This is a genomic window from Pseudarthrobacter sp. MEB009 (genome assembly GCF_030208875.1).
GTDB lineage: Bacteria > Actinomycetota > Actinomycetes > Actinomycetales > Micrococcaceae > Arthrobacter.
Genome location: NZ_JARVTC010000014.1, coordinates 52,112 through 75,909, shown reverse-complemented (window position 1 = coordinate 75,909; position 23,798 = coordinate 52,112). Strand labels below are relative to the sequence as shown.

Below are 23,798 nucleotides of genomic sequence, written 5' to 3'. Positions count from 1 at the left end.
GTCCCCGCGAAAGGGAACCGGCCGGCGTCGTACACGTGGGGGAATTACTTGATACCGGCCCGCACCTGGGCTTCGTCATGCTCGGCGTGGGCCTTCTTGATCAGGGCAATGAACTCGGTCTCGTTCCGGATGAGGCGCTTGTACTTCTCCGGAAGGCTGCGGATCTGCTGTTCCTCGCGGCACATCTTGGCGAAGATCTTGTCGCGCTCGCCCATGTTGGTCTCGTAGTTGAGGTCCAGGTATTCGGTGGCGTGGCGCTTGGCACCGGAAACAGCGTTTTTGGCCTTGCCCTTGGGGCTGAAGATGGACGCCAGGATGGTGATGACCAGGACGCCCAGGATCACGGACAGGGACAGGCCGGTGCTGATCTCCACCACGTTCACCGGCTCGCCGTCGTTGATGAACGGCACGTTGTTCTCGTGGAGGGCGTGCAGGATGAGCTTGACGCCGATGAATCCGAGGATGGTGGCCAGGCCGTAGGAGAGGAAAATGAGGCGGTCCAGCAAGCCATCGATGAGGAAAAACAGCTGCCGGAGGCCCATCAGGGAGAACGCGGTGGCCGTAAAGACAATGAACACATTCTGGGTGAGGCCGAAGATCGCGGGGATGGAGTCGAGGGCAAACAGGATGTCCGTGGCACCGATCGCGATCATTACCAGCAGCATGGGCGTGAGGACCTTTTTGCCGTTCTCCATGGTGAACAGCTTGTCGCCGTCGTAGTGTTCCGACGCCGGCAGGAACTTCTTGGCCATCCGCACAATAAAGGAATCGGAATCGTCGTCGTGGTTGCTGGGCTTGAGCAGGTTGCCGGCGGTGATCAGCAGGATCAGGCCGAAGAGGTAAAACACCCAGGCGAAGCTGTTGATGAGGGCGGCGCCCAGGAAAATGAACCCGGTCCGCGCGATCAGGGAGAAGACAATGCCGAACAGCAGCACCTTCTGCTGGTCCGCGCGGGGCACCTTGAAGCTGGCCATGATGATGAGGAACACAAAGAGGTTGTCCACGGACAGGGCCTTCTCCGTGACGTAGCCCGCGAAATATTCCGTGCCCATGGTGGGCCCGCCGAACCAGAGGACGCCGAGGCCGAACAGCACCGCGATGCCCACATAGATGCCGGACCAGAGGGCCGATTCCTTGAGCGTGGGGGTGTGGGCCTTGCGCACGTGGAAGAAGAAATCGAAGGCCAGCAAACCGACGATTCCCACAATGGTTAAAATCCAGACAAATGGGGCTACTTCCATGCTGTGGGCCTTTCGTCGCCGTACACGCTCGGCCCGGCCGGGGGGATCCAGCGGGCCGTCTTTGCTGGTCCAAGGGTACCGTTCAGCATCCGGCCTGACGGCCCAAACGGGTCTGGACGGTATTATCCCGAGCAACGCCACAAGCCGGACCGCCCGGGTTCCCGGCACGTCCACGAAAGAAGGTCGCCCCGTTGCCCATCCGATCCCTTGCAGTGCCCGGACTGCCCTTCCCCCTCGAAGCTGCCGGCGCCGCCGCACCCGTGGCGCCCGTCGTCGTCGGCGGTGAAGTCCGGCTGACCGCAGCCCCCGGCGCTGATCTTTTCCTTGATCCGAAAGGGGCGTCGGACCCGCGGCCGGACGCCGAGCGCTGGACGGCTCCCGTCGAGGGCGACTTCCAACTGCAGGCCCACGTGGCTGCAGGCTTCGCCACCGATTTCGATTCCGGGGTACTGCTGGGCTGGTTCGACGACGACACCTGGTTCAAGGCCTGCGCCGAGCGTGACCCTTCCGGCATGACCCGTGTGGTGTCAGTGGTAACCCGTGACGGCGCATCGGATGACTGCGACAGCTGGCCCATCGACTCCACTGGGACGTACCTGCGGATCAGCCGGTTCGGGGCGGCCTTCGCCCTGCACGCATCCACCGACGCCCAGAACTGGAACATGGTGCGTTACTTCCGGCTGGGCCGGCCCGCGGCAGAACCGGTCCGGGTGGGCTTCGTGGCGCAGTCACCGGCGGGGCAGGGAACCTGGGCCACGTTCCGGGACATCCGCTTCAGCCGTTCCACCCTCGGGGCCGTCCGGGACGGCTCCTAACGCCAGGGACGACACAGGAGCCGGCCCGCCCTACGGCGCAGTCCGCACCAAGGTCCGCCGACAGCCCGTCAGGCTGATCCTCCTGCAGGGCGATGACCGGGGAAATGACGACGGCGGGACGTCCCGTGGTGTTGTGCAGGTACCGGGCCGCCACCTGGTAGATGGCCGACTTTCCGTAGCCGGTGGGCATCACGGCGAGGACATCCCTGCCGTCGGTCTGTGCGGCCATGCCGGCCAGCTGCCCGGCGTGCAGTCGGGGCAGGGAAAAATCGGCGGCGGCCAGCTTACCCGGCCCCAGGCCCGCAGGCCCATGCTTCCTTGACTTCCCGGACACCCTGAACAACTGTGGAGGGAACCGCGGTGTCCGGAAGGGCGGCGGCCGGACCAAGCCAAGGAGCATGCAGCGTGAAGCGCGAAAACCCGAAGGTCAATGAAGCCGACGAGTCCGGCATCGAGGTCACCGGCCACCCCAAGGCCTGGGCAGCGGGCGTGCCGGGTGTCTACCACTCGATGCAGCCCGCCCTGACACACATGGGCGTGGACCGGGCACGGAAAACCCTGCTGGCGTTGAACCAGAAAGACGGGTTCGACTGCATGAGCTGCGCCTGGCCGGACCCGGGCCACCGCAAAACGTTCGAGTTCTGCGAAAACGGCGCCAAGGCCGTGACGTGGGAAGCCACCCCCGTCCTGGTCCACAGCGGCTTCTGGGCGGAGAACCCCGTCAGTGAACTGCGGCAACGCTCCGAATACTGGCTGGGCATGCAGGGCCGGCTTACCGAACCCGTGTACAAGAAGGCCGGGGCGGACCATTACACACCCGTCAGCTGGGAGCAGGCCTTCACCATCGTGGCGGACAGGTTGGCAAGCCTGCCCAGCCCGGACCGGGCAGCCTTCTACACCAGCGGCCGCACCTCAAACGAGGCCGCGTTCCTTTACCAGCTGTTCATCCGCGCATACGGCACCAACAACCTGCCCGACTGCTCCAACATGTGCCACGAATCCTCGGGCTGGGCCATGGGCCAGACCATTGGGATCGGCAAGGCCACCGTCTCCTATGGCGACTTCGAAAAAGCGGACCTGATCATCGTGATGGGCCAGAACCCGGGCACCAACCATCCGCGGATGCTCACCGCACTGGAGGAGGCCAAGGAGGCAGGTTGCCGGATCGTGGCAGTTAACCCGCTGCCGGAGGCCGGACTGATGCGGTACAAAAACCCGCAGAAGGTCAAGGGCATCATTGGCCGCGGCACGGAGCTGGCGGACCAGTTCCTGCAGATCCGGATCGGCGGGGACATGGCCCTGCTGCAGGCGGTGTCCAAACGGGTGCTCGATGCGGAAGACGCCCATCCCGGAACCGTCCTGGACCATAAATTCCTGGCGGAGCACTGCGAGGGCCTGGCCGAACTCCGGGCCCACCTTGCCGGGCTGGACGAAGCAGCCGTCCTGGCCGCCACCGGGCTGCAGGCTGCGGACATCGACGAACTGGCCGCACGGTACCTTGCCGCGGACAAAGTGATCATCACCTGGGCCATGGGCATCACGCAGCAGAAAAAAGGCGTGGCCACCATTAAGGAAATCATCAACCTGCTGCTGCTCCGCGGCAACATGGGCAAGCCCGGCGCGGGGGCATCACCCATCCGCGGGCACAGCAACGTCCAGGGGGACAGGACCATGGGCATCTGGGAGCAGATGCCGCCGGCCTTCCTGGACGCCCTGGGCGAGGAGTTCAGCTTCGACCCGCCCCGCAAGCACGGCTTTGACGCCGTGGAAACCGTCCGGCAAATGCGCGACGGCGGCGTGGACGTATTTGTGGGCATGGGCGGCAACTTCGTGGGCGCCATTTCAGACACGGCCGCGGCTGAGGCCGCCATGGAAAAGACTGCCCTCTCGGTGCAGATCTCCACCAAGCTCAACCGGTCGCACACGGTCACCGGAGCCGAAGCGCTGATCCTTCCCACGCTGGGCAGGACGGAAATCGACCTGCAAAAATCCGGGCCGCAGTTCGTCTCCGTGGAGGACACCGTGTGCGCCGTCCATGCCTCCCACGGCGTGGTGGAACCGGTGGCGCCGGGGCTGCTGTCCGAGGTGGCCATTGTCTGCCGGCTTGCCGCCGCGGTGGTGGGGGACAGGACCTCGGCGGACTGGGCAGGATTTGAAGCGGACTACGACCTGATCCGGGACCACATTTCCCACGTGGTGGCAGGGTGCAGTGACTACAACACTAAGATCCGGCAGAAGGGCGGGTTCGTTTTGCCCAACGGCCCCCGCGATTCCCGGACCTTCAGTACGCCCACCGGCAAGGCGATCCTCACGGTCAATGAACTCGAACACGTGGAGCGTCCTGCGGGCACCTTGATCCTGCAGAGCATGCGTTCCCACGACCAGTTCAACACCACCATCTACGGCCATAACGACCGGTACCGTGGGATCCGGAAAGGCCGCGAAGTGGTGTTCGTAAATCCCGACGACCTCGCCGAGCTGGGCCTCGCGGACGGGCAGCACGTGGACGTCCACGGTGTGTATGCCGACAACGTGGAACGTGTGCTGCGCAACTACCGGCTGGTGTCATACCCGTCGGCAAAGGGCTGCGCCGCCGCTTACTACCCGGAAGCCAACGTCCTGGTGCCGCTGGATTTTGTGGCGGAGGGGAGCCAGACCCCGGCGTCCAAGGCCGTCGTGGTGCGCCTGCAGCCGGTACCGGCGCTGGAAGAGGAGCCGACGGCGGGCGGCTAGCGGGTTCCAGGCATCGGATCCTGCCGCTACACGCTGTCCAGGGAGCCATTCGTGCGGTAGTTCCGGATGGCGTTGAACCGGTCCCACAACGTCACGGCCCAGATGACAATTACCGCGGCAGGATTCACCCAGGCGGGGGTTGATCCACCCAGGCCGGCTCCGGGGGCAGCACGGAAGTCGGGGGCGCCTTCGCGGCGCGCCGGACCGGCCGGGAGGTCCGGCGCATGCGGAAGCCCGGAAGATGCGCGCAGGCCTACAAGGGGCGCAGCGCTCTACTGCGCGGTATCGGCCCAACCGCCCGCGGCCGGGCCGCCGTCGTGCCCTTGGCTGCAGAGCTGGAACGCAGTGCGGGCGGCCTTTTCCACTGCGGCAGCGGAGGCCTCGCGGGATCCGGCACTGCCGGAACCGGCGTCCAGCCCGGCTGCATAGCCCACCAGGAACGTGGTGACGGGGGCGGCCGCATGGATCACCGAGCCGGCCGATTCGCGGGCCAGATCCAGCAGGAGTGCCTGGTCCACCTTCAGGTCAAGGATTTGCAGGGCCTGCGCCAACCGGTGGCTCCACTGGTCCAAAACCTGGGCTTCGTCGTCGCTGACTGCCATTTCTCCGCTCCCTGTCGCAGGATGTTCTCCGTTTGCCGACACTACAAGGATTCGGGACGGAAGTCACCGGTTGGCGGGGGCCAGGTGCACACGGTCAAGATACTCACCTCCCTGGCGGAAGGCGGCCACTACGACCTCATTATGCTTTCCCTCAAGGGCCCTGCCTTGGCCGCGGCACTGTCCGTCGACGCCCACATCCGGGCCAGGCTCTGGGAAAAGTGGGCCTTCATTGCGGCGGACGTCATCACGTGCCGCCGCGGAGCGCCGGGTCACGGAAATAACTCCCGGCCGGGGCGGGTTACGCTTTTCAAAGCCCGCCCGTACCCTGTCCCTGAAGGAGCCCCCGTGAGTGCCATCTCCGTCCGTCACCGCCCTGATCGCGACCGCTTCGAAATCCTGGATGCCGGAAATGTGATCGGAAAGGCCGTCTACAGGGATTACGACGGCGACGGGCAGGGTCAGCGGATTTTCTACCATACGGTAATCAACGAGGAATACGGCGGACAGGGCCTCGCCGGCCAGCTCGCCACCGTAGCGCTCACCGCCACGGTGGAGGCCGGCCTGGGCATCGTGCCGGTATGCCCGTTCATCAAGAAGTTCCTGGTGAAACATCCGGAGTTTGCCGGGAGCGCCGTTCCGGTCAGGCCGGCGCATCTGGCGTTCCTGGACGCGGCGCTCGCAGCCCCCACGCCCGGATGACCCGGGCGGACAAGTAGTCACTCCGTAAACAATCGGGTACCCCAAATGCTTGGGGTTCCAGAACTGTCCCGGCTAATTTGAAGGCAACCGCTTCCTGCGGCCGCCGGCTGAACGTCAGGACAACTTCAATGGCGAATGAGAACCCCCCAACCAGACTGTGGCAGTCGGCCGCCGGTGTGGCTGTGGCCGGCCTGCTGTTGGCTGGATGCAGCAGCCCGTCCCCGCAGGCTCCCACGCAGGTTCCTGAAGCCGGCGGGCAGCAGGGGCCAACACTGACACCAACCCCCACGCCGTCCGTCAGCCCCACCCCAACGCTGTCGGTCACGCCAACTCCTACGCCCACCCCCACCGCCATTACGCCGAAGGGCTGGCCGGCTGTCGTGGCGGAAGTGCGGTCCGGTGTCGGGCAGTTCAGTGTGACGGGCTGCGAATTCAGTGCAACGGGCACAGGGTTCCTGATTGCGCCGGACCTGGTGGTCACCGCTGCCCACGTGGTGGATGATGCGTCCGCCATCAGCATTGCCTTCGGTGGTGAGCCTTCCGTCGAAGGAGTTGTCCTGGGGTTCAACGAACTGGCGGACCTGGCATTGGTCAGGATCAACAGGCCCGTCGCGGGCCATCAACTTCAGTTCCAGGAGGCCCAGCCGCCCATCGGGACCGACGTCGCCGCCCTGGGTTTCCCGTTGGGGGAGCCACTCACTCTGACCCGGGGGATTGTGAGCGGCCTGGACCGTGAGGTGAACTTTGGCAGCGGACGGATTGGAAACATGATCCAGACGGATGCAGCCATCAACCCGGGAAACAGTGGCGGACCCCTGCTGGATGAGCAGGGCTTCGTTACGGGCATCATCAGCGCGGGGACCGTTGGCGCCGAGGGCATGTCGTACGCGGTCGCTGCCCCCAGGGCGGCGGAAGCAGTCGCGGAATGGCAGCTTCGCGGGGTGGTGCGGGCGCCGGTCACGTGCGGGAACGCGCCGGCGCCGAACTCCGGCTTTTTTCCCATGACCATCAGTTCCAACCACGATCAGGCGACCAACATCGGCCAGGCCCTGCTGCTGCACGGCCAGGGAATCAACCGTGGCGCATATTCTGCTGCCTTCAAGCAGTTCACGCCGGAACTGGGGGCCAGCTTCGGCGGTGAGGCGGAGTGGAGCAAAGGGCTCGGTTCCTCATATTGGACCAAGCTGGACGTGGTGAACGTGACCGGAACCGGCGATTCCCTGGTGGCCAACGTCAGCCTGAGGACCCGGCAGGACGCAGCGCACGGGGTGGCGGGCCAGACATGCTCCGACTGGCGCATCGCCTACACCGTGGTCTGGGACGGGGCCGCGTGGCTTATCGCCGGAACGGCGTTGCCGCACGGCAATCCGCAGGCGTGCGTCTGAGCGGGACGCGCATCGTCAGCCCCCGACGCGCAAAGCGGCAAGGTACTTTGCGCGTCGCCTGCTGACCTGCCTGCCAGACTGTTACCGTGAGCAACAAACCGCGGCCCTCCCTGGCCCTCGCCGGCCTCAGCCTGGGCGCCTCGCTGAACCCGCTGAACTCGTCCATGATCGCTGTGGCCTTGGTGGTGCTGCGCGCCGACTTCGGTTTGGATGTGGCCGCGGTGACCTGGGTGGTCACCTCCTTCTACCTGGCATCGGCTGCCGGGCAGCCCGTGATGGGCAGGCTCGCGGACCGGTTCGGGCCGCGGCGGATGTTCATGCTCGGCATGGGGCTGGTGGCTGTCACCTGCGTGCTGGCGCCGCTGGCCCCGAACTTCGCGCTGCTGTGCGTGGCCCGGGCAGTGATGGCACTGGGCACCGCCACCGCGTATCCCAGCGCCGTGGTGATGGTGGGCGCCATCGCCCAACAGGCCAGGGTCGAATCGGCCAAACCATTGGGCAGGCTGCAGATGGCCAATACGTCCGCCGCGGCCGTGGGGCCCGTGGTGGGCGGGTTGCTGGTGGGTTTTGTGGGTTGGGAGGCGTTGTTCCTCATCAATGTGCCGCTGGCTGTGGCTGCCCTGCTGATGGTGCGGCAGGCAGCGCCGGCGGATGAGGTCCGCGAGCGCGGCAGCGTGGCCTCGCTGCTGCGGGACTCCGACCTTCCCGGGATCCTGGCCTTCATCGGTGCGCTGCTCCTGGTGATGATGGCCGCCCTGAACGTTGCTCCCGGGTGCCGCTGGTGGATGCTGGCCGCCGGAACAGCCCTCGCCGGCCTCTTTGCGTGGCGCGAACTCCGCTTCAGCCCGCCGTTCCTGGACCTCCGGCTGCTGGGCCGGAACAAGCCCCTGCTGCTTGTGTACCTGGGCTTCGCGGTGTTCAGCAGCGTGTACTACTTTGTGTTTTTTGGCCTGCCCCAGCTGCTGCAGGAAGCGGGCGGGTACGCGCCCGGCGTCGTGGGCCTGCTGATGCTGCCCCTGGCGACCATGTCCGTGGTGGCCACACCTTGGGCCGTGAAGGCCATCGGGAAATTCGGTGTGCGCCGGGTGCTGATTGCCGGCGTCGTCCTCCTCTCCGCTGTGGCCGGGCTGATGTGGCTGCTGACCGGCACCCTGGCCATCCCGGTGGTGGTGGTGCTGGCGGCTTTGATGGGTATCCCGTACGGGACCGTCAGCATCGCCTCCAACCAGGGCATGTTTGTATCCACCCGGCCGCAGGAACGGGGCGTGGCCGCGGGGATCTTCCAGACGTGCCGGTACGTGGGCGCCATTACCGCCACGGTGCTGATCGGGGTGTTTGCCGGCGGCGGCGTGGACCAGGCCAGCTGGGCGCGGATGGTGCTGGCCATGCTGGTGTTGTGCGCGGTCACGTTCGGCGTGACCCTGCTGTGGCGTCAACGCACTGACTGACCGAAGGTCAAGCCCCTTGGCGGGCACCGGGGGGTTACCGTGGAAGCATGGACTTCCCGAGGGCAACGCTGTATCTGGACATCGCCGCCAAGGGGCTGGGCCTGCTCGGTGTGGCGCTGATGATCTTTGGCCGTGACGGTTGGTTCTTCGCCGGTGTGGTGGCCGTGTTCCTTGGTGTGGTGCTGGGAGGCTGGAACATGCTGGCCGGCAGGAGGATGCGCCGCCGCGGCTGGGACGGCACCCGCCGCGGCTGACCGCCGTCGGCCGTTACGTATACAGCAGGGACCCAGGCGTGGTGAGTTTCTCCCCGGTTTCCAGCCACGTTTTCAGGCCGGAGAGGATCATGGGCCAGCCGCCGTAAAGCTGGTCGTTGGCGCCGTCGCGGAGGTCGCTGTGGGTGACGATGAGGCGGCAGGAATCGCCGACGGGCTCGATTTCCCAGGTGATGGTGGAGGAGCCCTCGGCCTTGACGTCCTCGCCCCACAGGGCCTGCATGGTCTGGACCAGCCTGCGGGGCGGGTCGACCTCCAGGTTCACTCCCTCGCCAAGGCGTGCGCCGCCGTTCGACATCACGAATTTTCCGCCGGGCGTCCAGTCCGCTTCGAGGGTGTTGCCGAACTGGTACTGGCTGCGGATATTGCTGTCCGTGATCGCTTCCCACAGCCGTTCCGGCGTGGTTTTGATGTAGATTTCGAAGATTTTTTCCATGGGACTTTCCAATCTGGATTTGAGGTCGCTGAGGGCAGCGGCCCATGGTGCAGCGAATTTGCTGACCCAGCGGTCGTGGACCAGCCGGATGGGAACGGGGTTGAGGAAATGCAGCTTTTCCCGCCCCCGACGGCGGGTCACCACCAGGCCCGCACCCTCAAGGATGCGGAGGTGCTTGGCGATCCCGAAACGGGTCATGGTGAAGTGCGACTCGAGGGCCCCCAGTGGTTGCCCGTCCTCGCGGAACAGCGCATCGAGCAGATCCCTGCGGGTGGGGTCGGCGAGTGCCTTGAACACATCATCCATACTCCCCAGGATAGGTGACCGTATGGTCACCTATCAAGGGTCGTCGGGTTATTTGCTGCGGATGTCTGCGGACCCGGGTTTCCGGGCCATAATAAGCCGTGAGTCCAGCAGGCCGGCAGCCACTGCTGGCGCAAGGCCCGGTGCCAGTGGAAGGCGCGGGACCACGAGGCAGTGCCAGAGGTGGTAAATGTCCGCCTTGCCGGACCACACGGTCGAGGTGACATTGCCGTTCTCGTCGAGTTCCTGCTTCCAGGACCCGTGTTCATAGTCGATGAACCAGTCGCGGGCGTGGTCCCAGATTTTCTCGTACCAGTCCGCATACTTCTGCTCGCCGGTCGCAATGTAGAGGGCTGCCGCGCCACCGATTGCCTCGGCGGGAACCCAGCGGATGCGGGTGGTGACAACCGGCTTGCCTTCCCAATCGACGGTGTACACAAATCCCGGGTGGCCGTCCGGTTGCCAGGCGTCGCGGATGGCGGCGTCGAACAGGCCCCGCGAGTCCTCCAGCAGCCAGTCCGGGATGTCCATGCCGCGGGCTTCGAGGCCGGCGCGAACGTGCAGGAGCAGGCGTGCCCACTCAACCCAGTGGCCGGGGGTTCCGCCATACGCGCGAAACTGGCTGGCCCGGTCATCGGTGTTGTACTCCGGCATGGGGTTCCACTCCGGGTCGAAGTGCTCGAAAACCCGGTAGTTGTTGTTGCGCGCAAAGTCGTGGATGAGCACCTCGGCGATGTGGAGGGCCCGTTCGAGCCAGCGGTTCTCGCCGGTGACGTCGGCGACGATGAGGTAGGCCTCCACGGAGTGCATGCTCGCATTCCCGCCCCGATATGCCTCGGTTTCCGTGAATTCCCGGTTCCACGAGTCGAAGCACATGCCGGCGTTGTGGTCCCAGAAGCGCGTGTCCGCGATGCGGAGCGCCTCGTCGAGGAGTTCCCGGGCGCCCGGGCGTTTGGCTGCAAGGGCGCTGGCAGCAGCGAGGAGCACGAAGGAGTGCTGGTAGCCGGACTTGGTGTCGTTGACCGGTCCATTGGCATCCACCTCGGCATACCAGCCGCCGAACTCGTCATCGTGGAAGACCCCGTTGAGCGCAGCGATCCCGTGGTCGACGAGTGTCGCAGCGCCTGGCCGTCCCATCAGGGCGGCGACGGCGAAGCTGTGGACCATCCGGGCGGTAATCCAGAGGTGGGTCGGCTTGTCGGTGAACACCGCACCGTGGTTGTTGAGCCAGCCGAATCCGGTGGGCACCTTTGAAGCCGCTGCGAAATTGATCAGCCGATCAGTTTCGGCCTCGAGCCATCGTGCGTGAGCGGCGCTGTTCAGCCACGTCATGTTATTTCCTCTCCATGGTGCGGTTCAGTTGGGAATGATGCCTGATTAACGGGTGCCGAAGTCGGTATTCGTGTACGCGCCGGCAACACGGGCGGTGCCCCCGCAGCTGCACTGCCCGCCAACCTCAAGCTGGATGGTCACCGGGACGCCCGGTTCAATCGTCAGGGAGACGGTCTCGCCCTTTTTGGTGGACACGCGCAGGGTGTTTTCTGGTGGTGAAACGGCTGTCATGGCCGTCCTTTCGTGAGTGCTTCAGTGGGTGGGATGGGACGGCAGCTAGCCGAGGGCGTCGAGCGCGCCGCGGATGATGGTGGCAGCCGCTCCCAGGTAGGCCAGGACGATCAGCAGGAGCTGTGCGGTCCGGGCCGGGACGAACCGGGCAGCGACGTCGCCCAGCACGAGCCCCGCGAGGCAGGCCACGCCGACGGCCACCCACATTCCCCATGGCAGCGAGGGGAACGTCGCCGGGGCGGTGAGGGCTTTGGAGACCAGGGAGAACACGCCAATGGTGAAAAAGTACGGTTGCATGGTGGCCGCAAAGGATTTGTGCGGCCACCGGGTGGCGATGGAGTACATGCTGACGGCAGGCCCACCCACCCCGGCCGCCGTATTCATGAACCCGCTCAGGCCGCCGGCGGCGAAAAGATAGCGCCGGCGTGGAGCCATCGTGGCGGACTTGAGGCCAATCAAAATGGTGAGCCCGACGGCGAGGAGTACCCCGATGGAGATCTTCAGCACTGCCGGCGGGATGACCCGGATCAGGAAGGCTGCGGGGATGATCCCCAGCAGTGCGGATGCCGCCAAGGCCGCGTACCGCTTCCAGTCGATGTCCCGCACCACCCGTAAGATGATGGCTCCCGCCGTCACGGCGCCGCAGACGTTTACCAGCACAACTCCCTCGACCGGGCCCAGGAGCAGCACCAGGAAGGGGGCAGCCACCAACGCGAAGCCCATACCGGTGATGCGTTGCATCCCGGCTCCCATAACGACGGCGCCCAGCACCAGTCCGGTGGTCAGCACCTACGGCCTCCAGGCCACGTACTGGACCTCCTCGAATTCCTCAATGCCCAGGTCCGATCCTTCGCGGCCAAGGCCGGATTGCTTGGCCCCGCCCATGGGCGCAAAAGCCACGGACGGCAGGGGATCGTTGACGCCCACGATGCCCGCCTCCAGTCGTTCGGGAATGTCCCAGGCGCGCTTGGGATCGCGGCTCCAGACGTAGGCGGCGAGGCCCATCTCGGTGGCATTCGCCTTACGGATGGCGTCCTCGTCCGAGGTGAAGGTCACGATGCCGGCAGCCGGCCCGAACACTTCGTCGCTCACCAGGGGTGCATCGGCGGGGACGTCCGTCAGCAGTGTGGGGGCCATGAACGCGCCGTGCGCGGGCACCTCGGTACGCTGCGTGACGCGGCGGGCGCCGCGGGCGAGCGCGTCGTCCACCAGTGCCTGGACGGCGGCCACCCGGTTGGCGTCGATCATAGGGCCGAGGTCCGGAACGTCGGAACCGTCCTCGGGTACACCGTGGCCGATGCTCATGGCGTCGAACCGTGCCGCCAGTTTCTGCGAGAATTCCTCGGCGATGCTGTCCTGGACCAGGAAGCGGTTCGCTGCCACACAGGACTGGCCGGTGTTGCGGAGCCTGCCGAGGACGCCGCCGTCGACGGCGGCGTCCAGGTCCGCGTCCGCAAAGACAATGAACGGTGCGTTACCGCCCAGTTCAAGCAGTGGGCGGACCACCCGCTCAGCGGCCGACGCCATGATCTGCTGGCCCACGCCGGTGGAACCGGTGAAACTGACTGCCCGGACGGCGGGGTGCTGGAGCAGGGCGGCGGTGATGTCGCGCGAGGGTCCGTGGACGAGGTTGACGACGCCGGCGGGAAACCCGGCATCGTGCAGCACCTCGAAGAGGCCGGTGGCTGCCAGCGGCGCCTTTTCGGAGACCCGGCCCACCACGGTGCAGCCGGCGGCCAGCATGGCAGCGAGCTTGCGGGCCTGGATAGAGACGGGGAAGTTCCAGGGGGTCAGGCTCAGGGCGACGCCGATGGGCCTGCGAAGGCTGAGGTGGCGGCGGCCGTGGAGTTCGGGCGGGCTGACGGTGCCGGTGGAGCGGCGGACTTCCTCGGCGAACCACCGGAAGTATTCAACCGAGAAATCCACCTCACCCTGGGCTTCGGGGAGCCGTTTTCCAGCTTCCAGGGCAAGGGTGTGGGCCAGGTCGTCGCGGCGTTCGGCCAGCAGGTCGGCGGCGTTTCGGAGCAGGTCCGCCCGGGTTCGGGCCGTGGTGCGGGACCAGGATCCGAAGGCTTCGGCGGCGGCGTCTGCTGCCGCCGTGGCGTCGTTTGCGGTGCCCCAGGCCACTTCGCCGATGATTCTGCCGTTTCCGGGGTCGATGACATCCTTGGTGGTGCCGGCAGAGTGCCAGGTTCCATTCACCAGGTGGTGGGCTGATTTCAGGTTCACGTGTATTGCCTTTCGTTGGGCCGGTGGCTCATCCCTTGCTGGCACCCGCGGTGATTCCGGCGACGAAGTACCGCTGGAGGAAGACGTACGCCACCACCACGGGCAGGGAGGCCAGAATGACGCCTGCGAACAGGAGCGGGTAGTTGGTCTGGAACTCGCCCTGGAAGCTGAGCAAAGCCAGCGGCAGGGTCCGGTTGCCCGGTGACTGGATGAACAGCAGCGGGTAGAGCAGTTCGTTCCAGTGGATGACGAACAGGAAGATGGCCGCGGCGGCGACGGACGGGGCCGATAGGGGGAGGGCGATGGACACGTACGTGCGCCATGGGCCGGTCCCGTCAATGGAGGATGCCTCGTACAATTCCTTGGGCAAAGTCCGCATGAACCCGCCGAGGATAAAGACTGCGATGGGCAGGGTGGACACTACGTTGGCCAGTACCAGGCCTGCGAGGCTGTCCAGCAGGCCTAGCCGGCCGAACAGGACGTAAAGCGGCACCATGTTGGCCTGCGCAGGGATGGCCATGCCCAGGACCAGGAAGCCGAAGATGGCCCACGCCATGAAGCCCTTGAGCCGGGAGATGGCGTACCCTGCGAGGCTGGCCAGGAACAGGGTGAGCGGCACGGAGATGGCGGTGACAATCACGCTGTTCATGAAGGACGAGCCGAGGTCCTGGCCGCCGATAACTTCGGCGTAATTGGCCGGGGAAAGGGACTCCGGCAGGCTGAACGGTCCGGCGAAGAGTTCCTGCGTGGACTTGAAGCTGCCGAACCCCACCACGGTCAGCGGAATGATGATGATGACCGCGTAGATTCCAAGAATTGCGCGGCGGCTTAGTGAAGCGAGCATGCTGTCATTCCCCCTTCGGGGTCAGCCGGAGCAACCGGCGCTGGAGCCAGGTGACCAGGGCGATCATCGCCATAAAGATGATCGATTGGGCGGCGGCGTAGCCGAATTCCGAGTTGGCAAAGGTGCTGTAGATACGGGTGGAGAGGATATCCAGGGACTGCTTGGGCGGGTTCCCCGCGATGCCCAGGATCAGGTCGAAGGCCTTGAAAGATTGAACGGTGGTGTAGGCGACGACGATGGAGGTTGCCGGGGCCACAAAGGGCCAGGTAATGGATTTGAACTGCTGCCATCGGCTGGCGCCGTCCATCTCCGCGGCTTCATACAGTTCCCGCGGGATGGCCTGCAGGCCCGCGATGTAGACCACCATCATCTGTCCCGAGTGGAACCAGACCTGCGTCACTGCCACCCAGTACAGGGCCTGGGCGTTGTTGCCCAGGTAGGAACCCTGCAGGGCTTCGAGGCCCACCCCGCCCAGGACCGCGTTGGCCAGGCCGAAGTTGGGGTCGTAGATGAACTTCCAGATGAAGGCCACGGAGACCGAGGACAGGATGGTGGGGAAGAAGAACAGGGCCCGGAGCAGGATGCTGCCGCGGGAGTTCTTGGTCAGGAGCAGTGCCAGCACCAGGGAAAACGCCGTCTGCGCGATCACCACCAGCAACACAAACTTCAGGTTGTTGGTCAGCGCGTTGGTAAAGAGCGAGTCCTTGGTAAAGGCCTTGACGAAGTTGTCCAGGCCCACGTAGTTGAACGCCGCCGAGAAGCCGTTCCAGTCCGTGATGGCGTACTGGAAGGCCTGCAGCGTGGGCATCACCAGGAAGAACGCGATGATGGCGACGGCGGGAAGCGGGAAGAGGTACAGCGCCGGATTTACCCGGGTGGGGGAACGGCGTTTCTTCGACGCGCCGTTTTGGGGCTGGCTATCCGGCGCCTTCCGTTTCGCAGCCGTTCCGGGATGGATGCTCATAGCCGTTCGTCAACAATCTTCTGGGCGGCTTCTGCTGCCTGCTCGGGGCTGGTGCCGGAGATGACAGCCGTCGCGCTGGCTTCCACCGCGTTGCGGACGTCCAGGTTCTGGAACTGGAACCGGGCGGCCAGTGCCGTCTTCTTGTCCAGCCAGGGGCTCAGGCGCTTGAGGTCCGGGTTGGTGTATTCCACGTCCTTGACTGCCACGTGCTGGGCCGTCTTGTTCGCGTAATAACCGGCGTTTTCCGGCTCGGAGAGGAAGTCGATCCACGCCGCGGCGGCGGCCTGGTTCTTGCTCGCCGAGTTGACGCCCAGGATGAACGTGGCGTTATAGGCGCCCTCGAACTTGCCGCTGCCATCGGAGGTGTTGGGGAACACCAGCTCGATCGGGAACGTCGCGCCCAGGCCGCGGACGGCAGCGAGGTGGTACGAGCCGGTGGCCAGCATGGCCGCCTTGCCCTGCGAGAAGAGGTTCTGCGCCGGCTCCACGGCGGTGCCGGTGGCGTTCGGCTGCAGGTACGGGACCAGTTCCTTGTACTGGCCCAGCATTTTCAGGAACCAGTCGTCGGTGCACTTGAGCTTGCCCTGTTCGATCTGGGCGCACATGTCGTCGACGGGGGCGTTGTTGGCGATCATGCAATTGAACAGCTGGCCACCGTTTCCGACGTCACCGCCCGGCCAGGAGATCGGAATAACGCCGGAGGCAGCGAGTTTCTCGCACATGGCCAGGAAACCGTCCCAGTCCTTGGGGGCGATTTCCGCGCCGGCCTTATCGAACAGGTCAGCGTTGGCCATGGGCATGGGGAACACCACCTGGTACGGCAGGCCCAGTTGGTTCCCACCGGATTGTCCTGCGGTCAGCAGGCCCGGCTGGTAATTGGCTGCGGCCTTGCTGCTTTTGAGTTCGGTGTAGATCCCCGCCTCGGTGAAGTTCTTGAACTGGGCGCCGCGGAAGGTGGCGAAAGCGTCGCCGATGGCAGCGCCGCGGACCTTCTGCAGGCCCTGGGCGTTGTAGTCGTTGGAGGTGGAGATGTCCTGGACGACGTCCACGCCGTCGTGCAGTGCCGCGAACCGCTTCACGAGTTCGTCGAACACCGCTTTGTCCTCACCGCGCCAGTGGGCGAATGAGACCCTTCCGGTGACGTTGCCGGTGACGGGTGCGGCCGGACCGGTGGCACCGCCGGGCGCCGTGGTGCCGCCCGGTCCGGCGCATGCTGCCGCGGTTGCGCCGAAGCCCAGGGCTCCGAGAATCGCGATGGCCTGCCTGCGTGAAATCTGACTCACAATATTCTCCTCGTTGAGTGTTTTGCTGTGCCTTGCTTGTTGCCTGCGGAATGGCTGTCACCGGGAAGCGCTTGGCGCGTCCGGACTGCTCATGCACTGGTCTTTTGTGACGAGACGACGTCGTCCACCACGGCGCAGAGGCGCTGCAGCCGCCGGACGGCGTCCGTGGAGAGGGATTCGACGACGTCGGGGGCACCGATGCAGGATGCCCAGACGGCGCGTCCGGAGAGGAAGCCGCTGGCGCCTTCGAGGCAGGCCCACCTGACAGCGTCGGGGAAAACGTCCTCCGGGACGCCCGAGGACAGGACCACCCACGGGCCGTCAATCGCGTTGGTCAGTTCTGCGCAGGCGGCACGGACGTCGGCTTCGGGGGCCTGGCCCTTGAAGGGGACTTCGGCCTTGTAGAGGTCGGCGCCCAGGCTCCCGAGTTCCTGTGCGGCGGCCAGGATCCCGGCGTTCCAGTCGAAGTCGTCGCCGGAGAGTGGCTTGCGGGAGACGGGTTCGATGATGCTGATGAGCCCGGCGGACCGGCAGATTTCCACGAATTCGCGGACCATGGCCACGCGGCCGTCGGCGGGCTCGTCCGGGCGGTACAGCACCAGCAGCTTGAGGGCCTTGGCGCCGAGGGCAGCGTATTTGTGCGCGTCCACCAGCCGGTCGATGGTCACTTCGCCCACCAGTTCGCCGTGCGCGGATTCAAAGTGGTCGGCGGAGGCGATGAGTCCGCAGCCGGGGTCCACCACGTTCTGCTCGATGGCCGCATCCAGCGCGAACTGCCGGTCGATGAGGACACCGGAGGCGAAGGGGGTGAGGATCTTGGCGGCCTGGAGCTTGAAGTCCTGGAGGTCCTGGTCCGTGACGGGAGTTTCCTGGTGTTCCGCAATCATGTTGCGCATCGCCTCGCGCTGGTCGACGGCGAGCATCGCGAAGGCGCCCGAGGGACGCTGCAGGGGTGAGAGATCGGTGGAGGTCATAGGGTGCTTCTTTCAGCTAGACGGTGTGGTTGGTGGCTAGGGCGGAAGTAATGCTCTGGCGTGGAATTTTGGAACGGCCATCCAGTCCTTCGCAGGAGGCGGAGGCGGTACGGCCGGCGAAAGCTGCGGCGTCCACCAGCGGCAACCCGGCGGCCACGGCGGCGAGGAGGGCGCCGTGGTAAACGTCGCCGGCGCCGAGGGTGGACAGGATGGTGGCCGGCGTGGCCGGAACGTGGACCGCGGGCTTGTCTCCGGATTTCACCCATGCGCCCTCGGCGCCGTCTGTCGCGACGACGGCGGAGGCGCCGGCGTCGATGGCTTTCTGGAGAAGGGCCTCGGCATTGTGGTGGTCGCCGTAGTCTGCGCGGAGCCGTTCGACGGTGGGGACATAGAGGGCCACACTGCGCGGGCTGAAGGAGGGGATGGGGTTGCCGGCGTCCACGCTGAGGTTCAGGCTGTCGGGTTTGAGCCCGGGAAGGCTGGCCACCGCATTCCAGCCCAGGTGGTCCACATGGACCCACGCGGCGGTGTCCAGCAGTTCGCGGAAGCGCCCCTCGGCCGGGAAGCTGACCGGCGGCACCGGCCGGGTGACGATGGCGCGGCTTTCGGTGGCCTTGCTGACCACGATGACACTGGCACCGGTTTTGACGCCGGGATCGCGGACCACGGCTGAGGTGTCCACACCTTCGGCCTGCAGCCCGCTGATGATGCGGTCGCCTTCCTCGTCAGTGCCGAGGACTCCGGCGAAGGCGGTGTGTGCGCCTGCCCTCGCAGCAGCGACGGCGGCTGTGGCCGCCGGGCTGCCTCCCGCCGTCGTGAAGTCTGTGGCGACGGTGCGGCTGTCTGCGGCAGGGTAGTCCTGCACGAGTGCAATGGAGTCAAGAGTGGCGCAGCCTACGAAGAGCAGGGTTCCTGTTGAAGGTTGGTACACGTTCCACCTCGTTGTAGTCACGGCTTGTACTGAAGAAATATACACACGCTATGTTGGAATAACAACACTTTCTGTATAGTTCTGTTTGGGATGCAACGCCGCGGTCCCATACTCAACGTAGAGAAACGGAGCAGCTCATGTCATTGCCTTCTGCGGAATCGGTCCGGACCATTCGTTACGGCCTGATCGGTGCCGGCCACATGGCCCGCGAACACGTCCGGAACCTTGCCCTGATCCCGGGAAGCCAGATCACCGCAGTGTCCGATCCCCAGCCGTCCTCACTGGTGGAGACCGTCTCGGAAATCGGTTACGGGGTACAGACCTTCGCCCGCCACCAGGACCTGCTCGCCTCCGGCCTGGTGGATGCGCTGGTGATCGCCAGCCCCAACGACACGCACCTGGCCATCCTCAAGGACATCTTCGCCAGCGGCACCAACCTGCCCGTGCTGGTGGAAAAGCCCGTATGCACCTCGGCGGAACAGGCCGATGAACTCGAAGCGCTGGCGGCGGACTACACCGCGCCGGTATGGGTTGCGATGGAGTACCGCTACATGCCACCGGTCCAGGAGATCATCCAGGCCGCCCATGGCGGCAAGCTCGGCAACGTCTACATGCTCTCCATCGTGGAGCACCGCTTTCCGTTCCTGCACAAGGTGGACTCCTGGAACCGCTTCGCGGAACGGACCGGCGGGACACTGGTGGAGAAGTGCTGCCACTTCTTCGACTTGATGCGGCTGATCCTGCAGGACGAACCCGTCCGCGTCTACGCCAGCGGCGGCCACGACGTCAACCACATGGACGAGGTGTACAACGGCAGGGTGTCGGACATGATCGACAACGCCTACGTGATTGTGGACTTCAAGGGCGGCCGCCGGGCCATGCTGGAGCTGTCCATGTTCGCCGAAGGCGCCAAGTTCCAGGAGCGGATCTCCATTGTCGGCGACGCCGCCAAGATCGAGACCCTCATCCCGGTGGCGGCAAACCACTGGATCGAGGGCGACGAGGCCGAGGCGACCGTGGAATTCAGCCCGCGCTCGCCGTTGGGTCCGGAAATGCACGAGGTTCCGGTGGACGAGGCTGTCCTCGCCGCCGGCGCCCACCACGGCTCCACATACTATGAGCACCTTGGCTACCGGAAGGCCATCCTGGGTGAAGGGCCGGTGGAAGTCACGGTTGCCGATGGCCTGCAGTCGGTGCGGATGGGCCTCGCGGCCGAGCGTTCCATCATCGAAGGACGCCCCGTGGAGCTGTCGAATGCCGGTGCCGGGCTCAGGCACTGAGTAGATTGGTGTTGGAATTGCAACACACTGCCAGGCCAGGTTCGCCCGGTTAAGGGAAGCAGGAGAAGGGGATATGAGCAGCTCACCTAAAGAGGCGCCGTTGACGCCCCGCCAGCGCACCATGCTGGACCAGCTCGAGCAGCGGGGCTTCATTTCCACGATGGACCTCGCTGAAGCGTTCGCCGTTTCGGACATGACGGTGCGCCGGGACACTCGGGTGCTGTCCCAGCGGGGGCTGGCGCGGGTGGTCCACGGCGGCGTGAGTGCCGTCAACGCCAGCGGGCAGAACGCCGACTTCGCGGCCCGGGTCCGGGAGGACGCTGACGCCAAGCAGCGCGTGGCCCGGGCCTGTGTGTCGATGGTAGGCGAGCGGGACGCCATCATCCTGGACGCCGGAACCACCACGTACCAGATCGCGCTGGAGCTGCCGCCGTCGTTCGCGGGTACACTCATCACCCACTCCGCGCCGGCCATCCAGCGATGCCTTCAGCTGACTGCGGCGCGGACCATTTGCCTGGGTGGTGAGCTGCTCCTGGACAGCCAGGCGTTCAACGGCCCCATGACGGTAAGCGCCGCCGCCGGCCTCCGCGCCAAAACGGCGTTCATCGGGGTCAGCGGGCTCCACGACGAGGCCTTCTACATTGAACGGGACGTGGAACGCGCCACGAAGGTTGCGCTGATGAATGCCGCGGAACAGGTGGTGGTGGTTGCCACACACCAGAAGATGCTGCGGTACGCGCTGGCGCGGCTCGCCGCTTTCGACGCGGCGGACGTGCTGGTCACGGACGCACCGCCGCCGCTGGAGATCGAGGCGGCGCTGCGGGCCGCCAACGTCAAGATCGTGGTGGCCGCGTGAGCGCGCCGCTGCGGGTGGCAATGCTCCCGCGGATGGTGCGGCTGGTCAAACAGCAATTGTGCTGCTGCTGGCGGGCGGGGAACCGGTGAACGTGGTTCTTGGCCGTTAGGCCCGGATCTGCTGCAGGACGGCGTCGCGGACCTGCACCATGGTGGCGGTGTCGGCCGCTTCGACGTTGAGCCGCAGCAGTTCCTCCGTGTTGGAGGCCCGCAGGTTGAACCACCAGTCGCCGGCTTCGCTGCTGACGCTGAGCCCGTCGAGTTCGTCGATCAAGGCGCCGCTCGCATAGCTGGCCCGCACGTCCGCAAGCTTGCCTGCGATGCCTTCCGCGGACGAGTTGATCTCACCGCTGGCCGCGTACGGGTCGAATTCGCGGGCCAGCTCGGACAGCGGACGTTCCTGCCCGCCGAGGGCGGCCAGGACGTGCATGGCGGCAAGCATGCCCGTGTCCGCGTTGTAGAAATCGCGGAAGTAATAGTGGGCCGAATGTTCGCCGCCAAATACGGCGCCCTCCTCAGCCATCCGCGCCTTGATGAAGGAATGCCCCACCCTGGTCCGTACCGGGCGTCCGCCAGCGGCGGCAACGGTTTCCGGAACCGCCCGCGACGTGATCAGGTTGTGGATGATCACCGGTTCGGCTTCGCCCGCGGCCTGGGCGCGGCGAATCTCCCGGACGGCGATCAGCGCAGTCACGGCCGACGGCGTCACAGGCCGTCCGTTCTCGTCCACCACAAAGCACCGGTCGGCGTCGCCGTCGAAGGCCAGTCCCAGGTCGGCGCCGTGGGCGACGACGGCGGCCTGCAGGTCGCGGAGGTTCTCGGGCTCCAGCGGGTTGGCGGGGTGGTTCGGGAACGTGCCGTCCAGCTCGAAATACAGCGGCACAACTGTTAGTGGCAGGGCCGGGTGGAACCGGTCCTCCAGGACCGCGGGAACTGTCAGGCCAGCCATGCCGTTTCCGGCATCCACCACCACCTTCAGCGGCCGGACGGCATCCAGTGGCACCAGCGAGCGGAGCTTTTGGGCGTACCCGGCGAGGACGTCCACCGTGGAGACGGTGCCTTCGGCCGCGGCTGCGGGGATCCCGCCGTCGAGGTACTGCTGGGCCAGGTCGCGGATGGCGTTCAACCCGGTTTCGGACGAGACGGGCACCGCGCCCGCCCGGGCCATCTTGATCCCGTTGTATCGCGCAGGGTTGTGGCTGGCCGTAAAGATTGCGCCCGCCATGTCCGAGGCGCCGCAGGCGTAGTAGAGCTCGTCTGTGGAGATCAATCCGAGGTTGTGCACATCGGCGCCTCGACGGGCGGCACCTGAGGCAAAGGCCAAGCTGAATGCGGGCGAGGACGGCCTCATGTCCCCGCCGCAGACTATCGTCTGGCCGGCGAGGCCCAAAACATCGACGAATGCGGCCCCAATCGCCTGGGCACTCCGGGCGCTAATGGAGACATCAACGATCCCCCGCACGTCATAGGCCTTAAAAGACGGTTTCAGGTCCATGGTGGGCCCCTCTGAAGTAGTAATACAGACAACAAGTGTTGGAATTTCAACACCAGCTTAGCAGGGCGGGTCGTCGAGTCCCGATAGGTCGGCATAGTTGGCTCAGCAACTCCTCATGGGTCCCGAATGGGCAAGCTCGGAGCGGTCAATAAACGCGGGCACCAAACCGCAGCTAGGAGGTAGGTGCCTGCGTCTCGTCGCGGGCGCTGCCCTGGACCGGCCGCGGATCCAGCCACAATCGCTCCCGCGGCCCGGCCGGGTACGCGTGCCGTTTCCCGCCGAACGCGATGGCCAGCGCCACCACAACCGGCAGGGCGGCGGCGACCGGGACCAGCAGCGGCCCGCCCGCCACCAGCGCTGCCGACCCGTACAGGGCACCGATGGTGATGCCCAGCTGGATGGTCAGGACGGTGAGCCCGTTGGCGGCCTCCTGGTATTCGCCGCCGGCGCGCAGGATGGCGGACTGGTTGTAGATCCCGATCGCACCGATACCGGCACCCCAGACGGTCATGAGGATCAGGGCCACCACAAAGTTGCCCACCGCCAGCGGCAGGAAAGCCATCGAGACGGCGATGGCCGCCGTCGTGATCAGTAACGAACGGCGCGGCCGTGAATCAACGGTGAGGCCAGCGATCCAGATGCCCAGCAGGCCGGCGAGCCCCAGGACGGTCAGGGACAGGCTGATGGCGTAGTCGGGGAAACCGGCCGCGCGGATGAACGGGGCAATGTAGGTGAACAGCGCGAAGTGCGCCAGGACCAGCAGCGGCCAGGCGATGGCAATGGCTTTCACTCCGGGCTGGGCGATGGCCTTGCGGAGGGAAGGCCGGACGGCATCCGGGATGCGCTGGACCCGCGGCAGCAGGAAAAACGCCAGCACCGTCAGGAGCAGGCCGAATCCGGCCAGAACCAGGAACGCCGACCGCCAGCCCACCAGCGTGCCCAGCGCCGTGCCCACGGGCGCGCCAATGGCCAGGCCCAGGCTGTTGCCGCTGAACACGATGGCCAGGGCCTTGCCCACTTTGTCCGCCGGCACTACGCGGGTGACAAACGGCGCCATGGTGGTCCACAGCAGCCCGTGCGCCAGTCCGCCGATCAGCCGCGCCACCATGGCTGCGGTGAAGTCCGGAGCCAGGGCCACCATCGCGTTGCTCAGCGCGAACGTCAGCACCAGCGCCACCAGCAGCGTATGCCGGGGAATCCGGGCCAGCAGCCGGGCCGCCGGCACCACCGTCACCACAATCACCGCGGCGTAGGCGGCGGCAAGATAGCCGGCCACCGGCTCGGACACGTCCAGGCCCGCACTGATCTGGGGCAACAGGCCGGACGGCAGGAGTTCGGTGGTGATGGCGGTGAAGGCGATGGTGGCCAGCACCAGCAACGGGGCGTACGGGAAACGGGTATTTTCCGGCGCGGAAATCGCGGACGACATGGGAGGGGGGATCCATT

At 66.0% G+C, this 23,798-nt stretch carries 22 protein-coding genes and 1 pseudogene; 8 read left to right on the top strand and 15 right to left on the bottom strand.

Annotated elements, in window-relative coordinates; translation table 11 throughout:
* Positions 1-44: 44 nt before the first annotated feature.
* On the bottom strand, positions 45-1,241 hold the full coding sequence (locus tag QRN07_RS14685; RefSeq protein WP_056596183.1) for a TerC family protein: 1,197 nt from the start codon (positions 1,239-1,241) through the stop codon (positions 45-47).
* Between the two features lie 191 nt (positions 1,242-1,432).
* Between QRN07_RS14685 and QRN07_RS14680 the strand changes: the two genes are divergently transcribed.
* Positions 1,433-2,056 carry a DUF1349 domain-containing protein gene (locus QRN07_RS14680; RefSeq protein ID WP_285241418.1) on the top strand — a complete coding sequence of 208 codons (624 nt, stop codon included), beginning with the start codon at positions 1,433-1,435 and terminating at the stop codon, positions 2,054-2,056.
* A 31-nt stretch (positions 2,057-2,087) separates the two neighbouring features.
* Here QRN07_RS14680 and QRN07_RS14675 read toward each other — a convergent pair.
* Positions 2,088-2,390, bottom strand: a pseudogene (locus tag QRN07_RS14675) (DEAD/DEAH box helicase); the annotation flags it as partial.
* Between the two features lie 71 nt (positions 2,391-2,461).
* Here QRN07_RS14675 and QRN07_RS14670 point away from each other — a divergent pair.
* The gene (locus tag QRN07_RS14670; protein ID WP_056596192.1) at positions 2,462-4,789 is read left to right on the top strand and encodes an FdhF/YdeP family oxidoreductase; all 2,328 of its coding nucleotides are present in this window, start codon (positions 2,462-2,464) and stop codon (positions 4,787-4,789) included.
* Between the two features lie 272 nt (positions 4,790-5,061).
* Here QRN07_RS14670 and QRN07_RS14665 read toward each other — a convergent pair whose 3' ends face one another.
* Entirely contained in the window at positions 5,062-5,391 is a 330-nt protein-coding gene (locus QRN07_RS14665; protein ID WP_050683908.1) for a DUF6457 domain-containing protein, read from the bottom strand.
* Between the two features lie 84 nt (positions 5,392-5,475).
* Between QRN07_RS14665 and QRN07_RS19830 the strand changes: the two genes are divergently transcribed.
* The 4 genes from QRN07_RS19830 (at position 5,476) to QRN07_RS14645 (ending at position 9,177) form a co-directional block, all read left to right on the top strand.
* Positions 5,476-6,090 (top strand): GNAT family N-acetyltransferase, encoded by a 615-nt coding sequence (locus tag QRN07_RS19830; protein WP_442854147.1) that lies wholly within the window; start codon positions 5,476-5,478, stop codon positions 6,088-6,090.
* 128 nt (positions 6,091-6,218) lie between these two features.
* Complete coding sequence (locus tag QRN07_RS14655) at positions 6,219-7,475, top strand: S1C family serine protease (RefSeq protein ID WP_285241417.1); 1,257 nt, start codon at positions 6,219-6,221, stop codon at positions 7,473-7,475.
* A gap of 86 nt (positions 7,476-7,561) precedes the next feature.
* The gene (locus QRN07_RS14650) at positions 7,562-8,923 is read left to right on the top strand and encodes an MFS transporter (protein WP_285241416.1); all 1,362 of its coding nucleotides are present in this window, start codon (positions 7,562-7,564) and stop codon (positions 8,921-8,923) included.
* A gap of 47 nt (positions 8,924-8,970) precedes the next feature.
* Positions 8,971-9,177 (top strand): hypothetical protein, encoded by a 207-nt coding sequence (locus QRN07_RS14645; RefSeq protein WP_285241415.1) that lies wholly within the window; start codon positions 8,971-8,973, stop codon positions 9,175-9,177.
* Positions 9,178-9,190: 13 nt separating this feature from the next.
* On the opposite strand, the gene QRN07_RS14640 is transcribed toward QRN07_RS14645, so the two are convergent.
* The 10 genes from QRN07_RS14640 to QRN07_RS14595 all read right to left on the bottom strand — a co-directional run bounded on the left by QRN07_RS14640 (position 9,191) and on the right by QRN07_RS14595 (position 18,743).
* Positions 9,191-9,937: an ArsR/SmtB family transcription factor gene (locus QRN07_RS14640; RefSeq protein WP_050683903.1), complete on the bottom strand. Its 747-nt coding sequence runs from the start codon at positions 9,935-9,937 to the stop codon at positions 9,191-9,193.
* A gap of 48 nt (positions 9,938-9,985) precedes the next feature.
* A complete protein-coding gene (locus QRN07_RS14635) occupies positions 9,986-11,266 on the bottom strand; it encodes an AGE family epimerase/isomerase (RefSeq protein ID WP_285241414.1) in 1,281 nt (426 codons plus the stop codon).
* 45 nt (positions 11,267-11,311) lie between these two features.
* Positions 11,312-11,497 (bottom strand): hypothetical protein, encoded by a 186-nt coding sequence (locus QRN07_RS14630; RefSeq protein WP_285241413.1) that lies wholly within the window; start codon positions 11,495-11,497, stop codon positions 11,312-11,314.
* A gap of 45 nt (positions 11,498-11,542) precedes the next feature.
* Positions 11,543-12,286: a sulfite exporter TauE/SafE family protein gene (locus QRN07_RS14625; protein WP_285241412.1), complete on the bottom strand. Its 744-nt coding sequence runs from the start codon at positions 12,284-12,286 to the stop codon at positions 11,543-11,545.
* Positions 12,287-13,726, bottom strand: coding sequence for an NAD-dependent succinate-semialdehyde dehydrogenase (locus QRN07_RS14620; protein WP_285241411.1), 1,440 nt, complete (start codon positions 13,724-13,726; stop codon positions 12,287-12,289).
* Positions 13,727-13,754: 28 nt separating this feature from the next.
* Positions 13,755-14,570: a carbohydrate ABC transporter permease gene (locus QRN07_RS14615; RefSeq protein WP_285241410.1), complete on the bottom strand. Its 816-nt coding sequence runs from the start codon at positions 14,568-14,570 to the stop codon at positions 13,755-13,757.
* A 4-nt stretch (positions 14,571-14,574) separates the two neighbouring features.
* Positions 14,575-15,534, bottom strand: a complete 960-nt coding sequence (locus tag QRN07_RS14610) for a carbohydrate ABC transporter permease (RefSeq protein ID WP_285241409.1) — start codon at positions 15,532-15,534, stop codon at positions 14,575-14,577.
* Entirely contained in the window at positions 15,531-16,817 is a 1,287-nt protein-coding gene (locus QRN07_RS14605; protein WP_285241408.1) for an ABC transporter substrate-binding protein, read from the bottom strand. The genes QRN07_RS14610 and QRN07_RS14605 overlap by 4 nt, the downstream gene beginning before the upstream one ends.
* 89 nt (positions 16,818-16,906) lie before the next feature.
* Positions 16,907-17,791 carry an aldolase gene (locus tag QRN07_RS14600; RefSeq protein WP_285241407.1) on the bottom strand — a complete coding sequence of 295 codons (885 nt, stop codon included), beginning with the start codon at positions 17,789-17,791 and terminating at the stop codon, positions 16,907-16,909.
* A 16-nt stretch (positions 17,792-17,807) separates the two neighbouring features.
* A complete protein-coding gene (locus QRN07_RS14595) occupies positions 17,808-18,743 on the bottom strand; it encodes a PfkB family carbohydrate kinase (protein WP_285241406.1) in 936 nt (311 codons plus the stop codon).
* A 116-nt stretch (positions 18,744-18,859) separates the two neighbouring features.
* Here QRN07_RS14595 and QRN07_RS14590 point away from each other — a divergent pair, with 116 nt between their 5' ends.
* Together QRN07_RS14590 and QRN07_RS14585 are read left to right on the top strand one after the other, a co-directional pair.
* The gene (locus QRN07_RS14590; RefSeq protein WP_285241405.1) at positions 18,860-20,002 is read left to right on the top strand and encodes a Gfo/Idh/MocA family protein; all 1,143 of its coding nucleotides are present in this window, start codon (positions 18,860-18,862) and stop codon (positions 20,000-20,002) included.
* A 73-nt stretch (positions 20,003-20,075) separates the two neighbouring features.
* Positions 20,076-20,858 (top strand): DeoR/GlpR family DNA-binding transcription regulator, encoded by a 783-nt coding sequence (locus tag QRN07_RS14585; protein WP_285241404.1) that lies wholly within the window; start codon positions 20,076-20,078, stop codon positions 20,856-20,858.
* Between the two features lie 105 nt (positions 20,859-20,963).
* On the opposite strand, the gene QRN07_RS14580 is transcribed toward QRN07_RS14585, so the two are convergent.
* Positions 20,964-22,376 (bottom strand): phosphomannomutase/phosphoglucomutase, encoded by a 1,413-nt coding sequence (locus QRN07_RS14580; RefSeq protein ID WP_502934794.1) that lies wholly within the window; start codon positions 22,374-22,376, stop codon positions 20,964-20,966.
* 148 nt (positions 22,377-22,524) lie between these two features.
* Positions 22,525-23,781: an MFS transporter gene (locus tag QRN07_RS14575; RefSeq protein ID WP_050683901.1), complete on the bottom strand. Its 1,257-nt coding sequence runs from the start codon at positions 23,779-23,781 to the stop codon at positions 22,525-22,527.
* Between the last annotated feature and the right edge of the window lie 17 nt (positions 23,782-23,798).

Bases quoted from the DNA above. Each gene is read 5' to 3' on its own strand.
- QRN07_RS14590 (WP_285241405.1), top strand. From the start codon at position 18,860: ATGTCATTGCCTTCTGCGGAATCGGTCCGGACCATTCGTTACGGCCTG.
- QRN07_RS14585 (WP_285241404.1), top strand. From the start codon at position 20,076: ATGAGCAGCTCACCTAAAGAGGCGCCGTTGACGCCCCGCCAGCGCACC.
- QRN07_RS14665 (WP_050683908.1), bottom strand. From the start codon at position 5,391: ATGGCAGTCAGCGACGACGAAGCCCAGGTTTTGGACCAGTGGAGCCAC.
- QRN07_RS14645 (WP_285241415.1), top strand. From the start codon at position 8,971: ATGGACTTCCCGAGGGCAACGCTGTATCTGGACATCGCCGCCAAGGGG.
- QRN07_RS14610 (WP_285241409.1), bottom strand. From the start codon at position 15,534: ATGAGCATCCATCCCGGAACGGCTGCGAAACGGAAGGCGCCGGATAGC.
- QRN07_RS14600 (WP_285241407.1), bottom strand. From the start codon at position 17,791: ATGACCTCCACCGATCTCTCACCCCTGCAGCGTCCCTCGGGCGCCTTC.
- QRN07_RS14685 (WP_056596183.1), bottom strand. From the start codon at position 1,241: ATGGAAGTAGCCCCATTTGTCTGGATTTTAACCATTGTGGGAATCGTC.
- QRN07_RS14615 (WP_285241410.1), bottom strand. From the start codon at position 14,570: ATGCTCGCTTCACTAAGCCGCCGCGCAATTCTTGGAATCTACGCGGTC.
- QRN07_RS14630 (WP_285241413.1), bottom strand. From the start codon at position 11,497: ATGACAGCCGTTTCACCACCAGAAAACACCCTGCGCGTGTCCACCAAA.
- QRN07_RS14575 (WP_050683901.1), bottom strand. From the start codon at position 23,781: ATGTCGTCCGCGATTTCCGCGCCGGAAAATACCCGTTTCCCGTACGCC.
- QRN07_RS14655 (WP_285241417.1), top strand. From the start codon at position 6,219: ATGGCGAATGAGAACCCCCCAACCAGACTGTGGCAGTCGGCCGCCGGT.
- QRN07_RS14640 (WP_050683903.1), bottom strand. From the start codon at position 9,937: ATGGATGATGTGTTCAAGGCACTCGCCGACCCCACCCGCAGGGATCTG.
- QRN07_RS14635 (WP_285241414.1), bottom strand. From the start codon at position 11,266: ATGACGTGGCTGAACAGCGCCGCTCACGCACGATGGCTCGAGGCCGAA.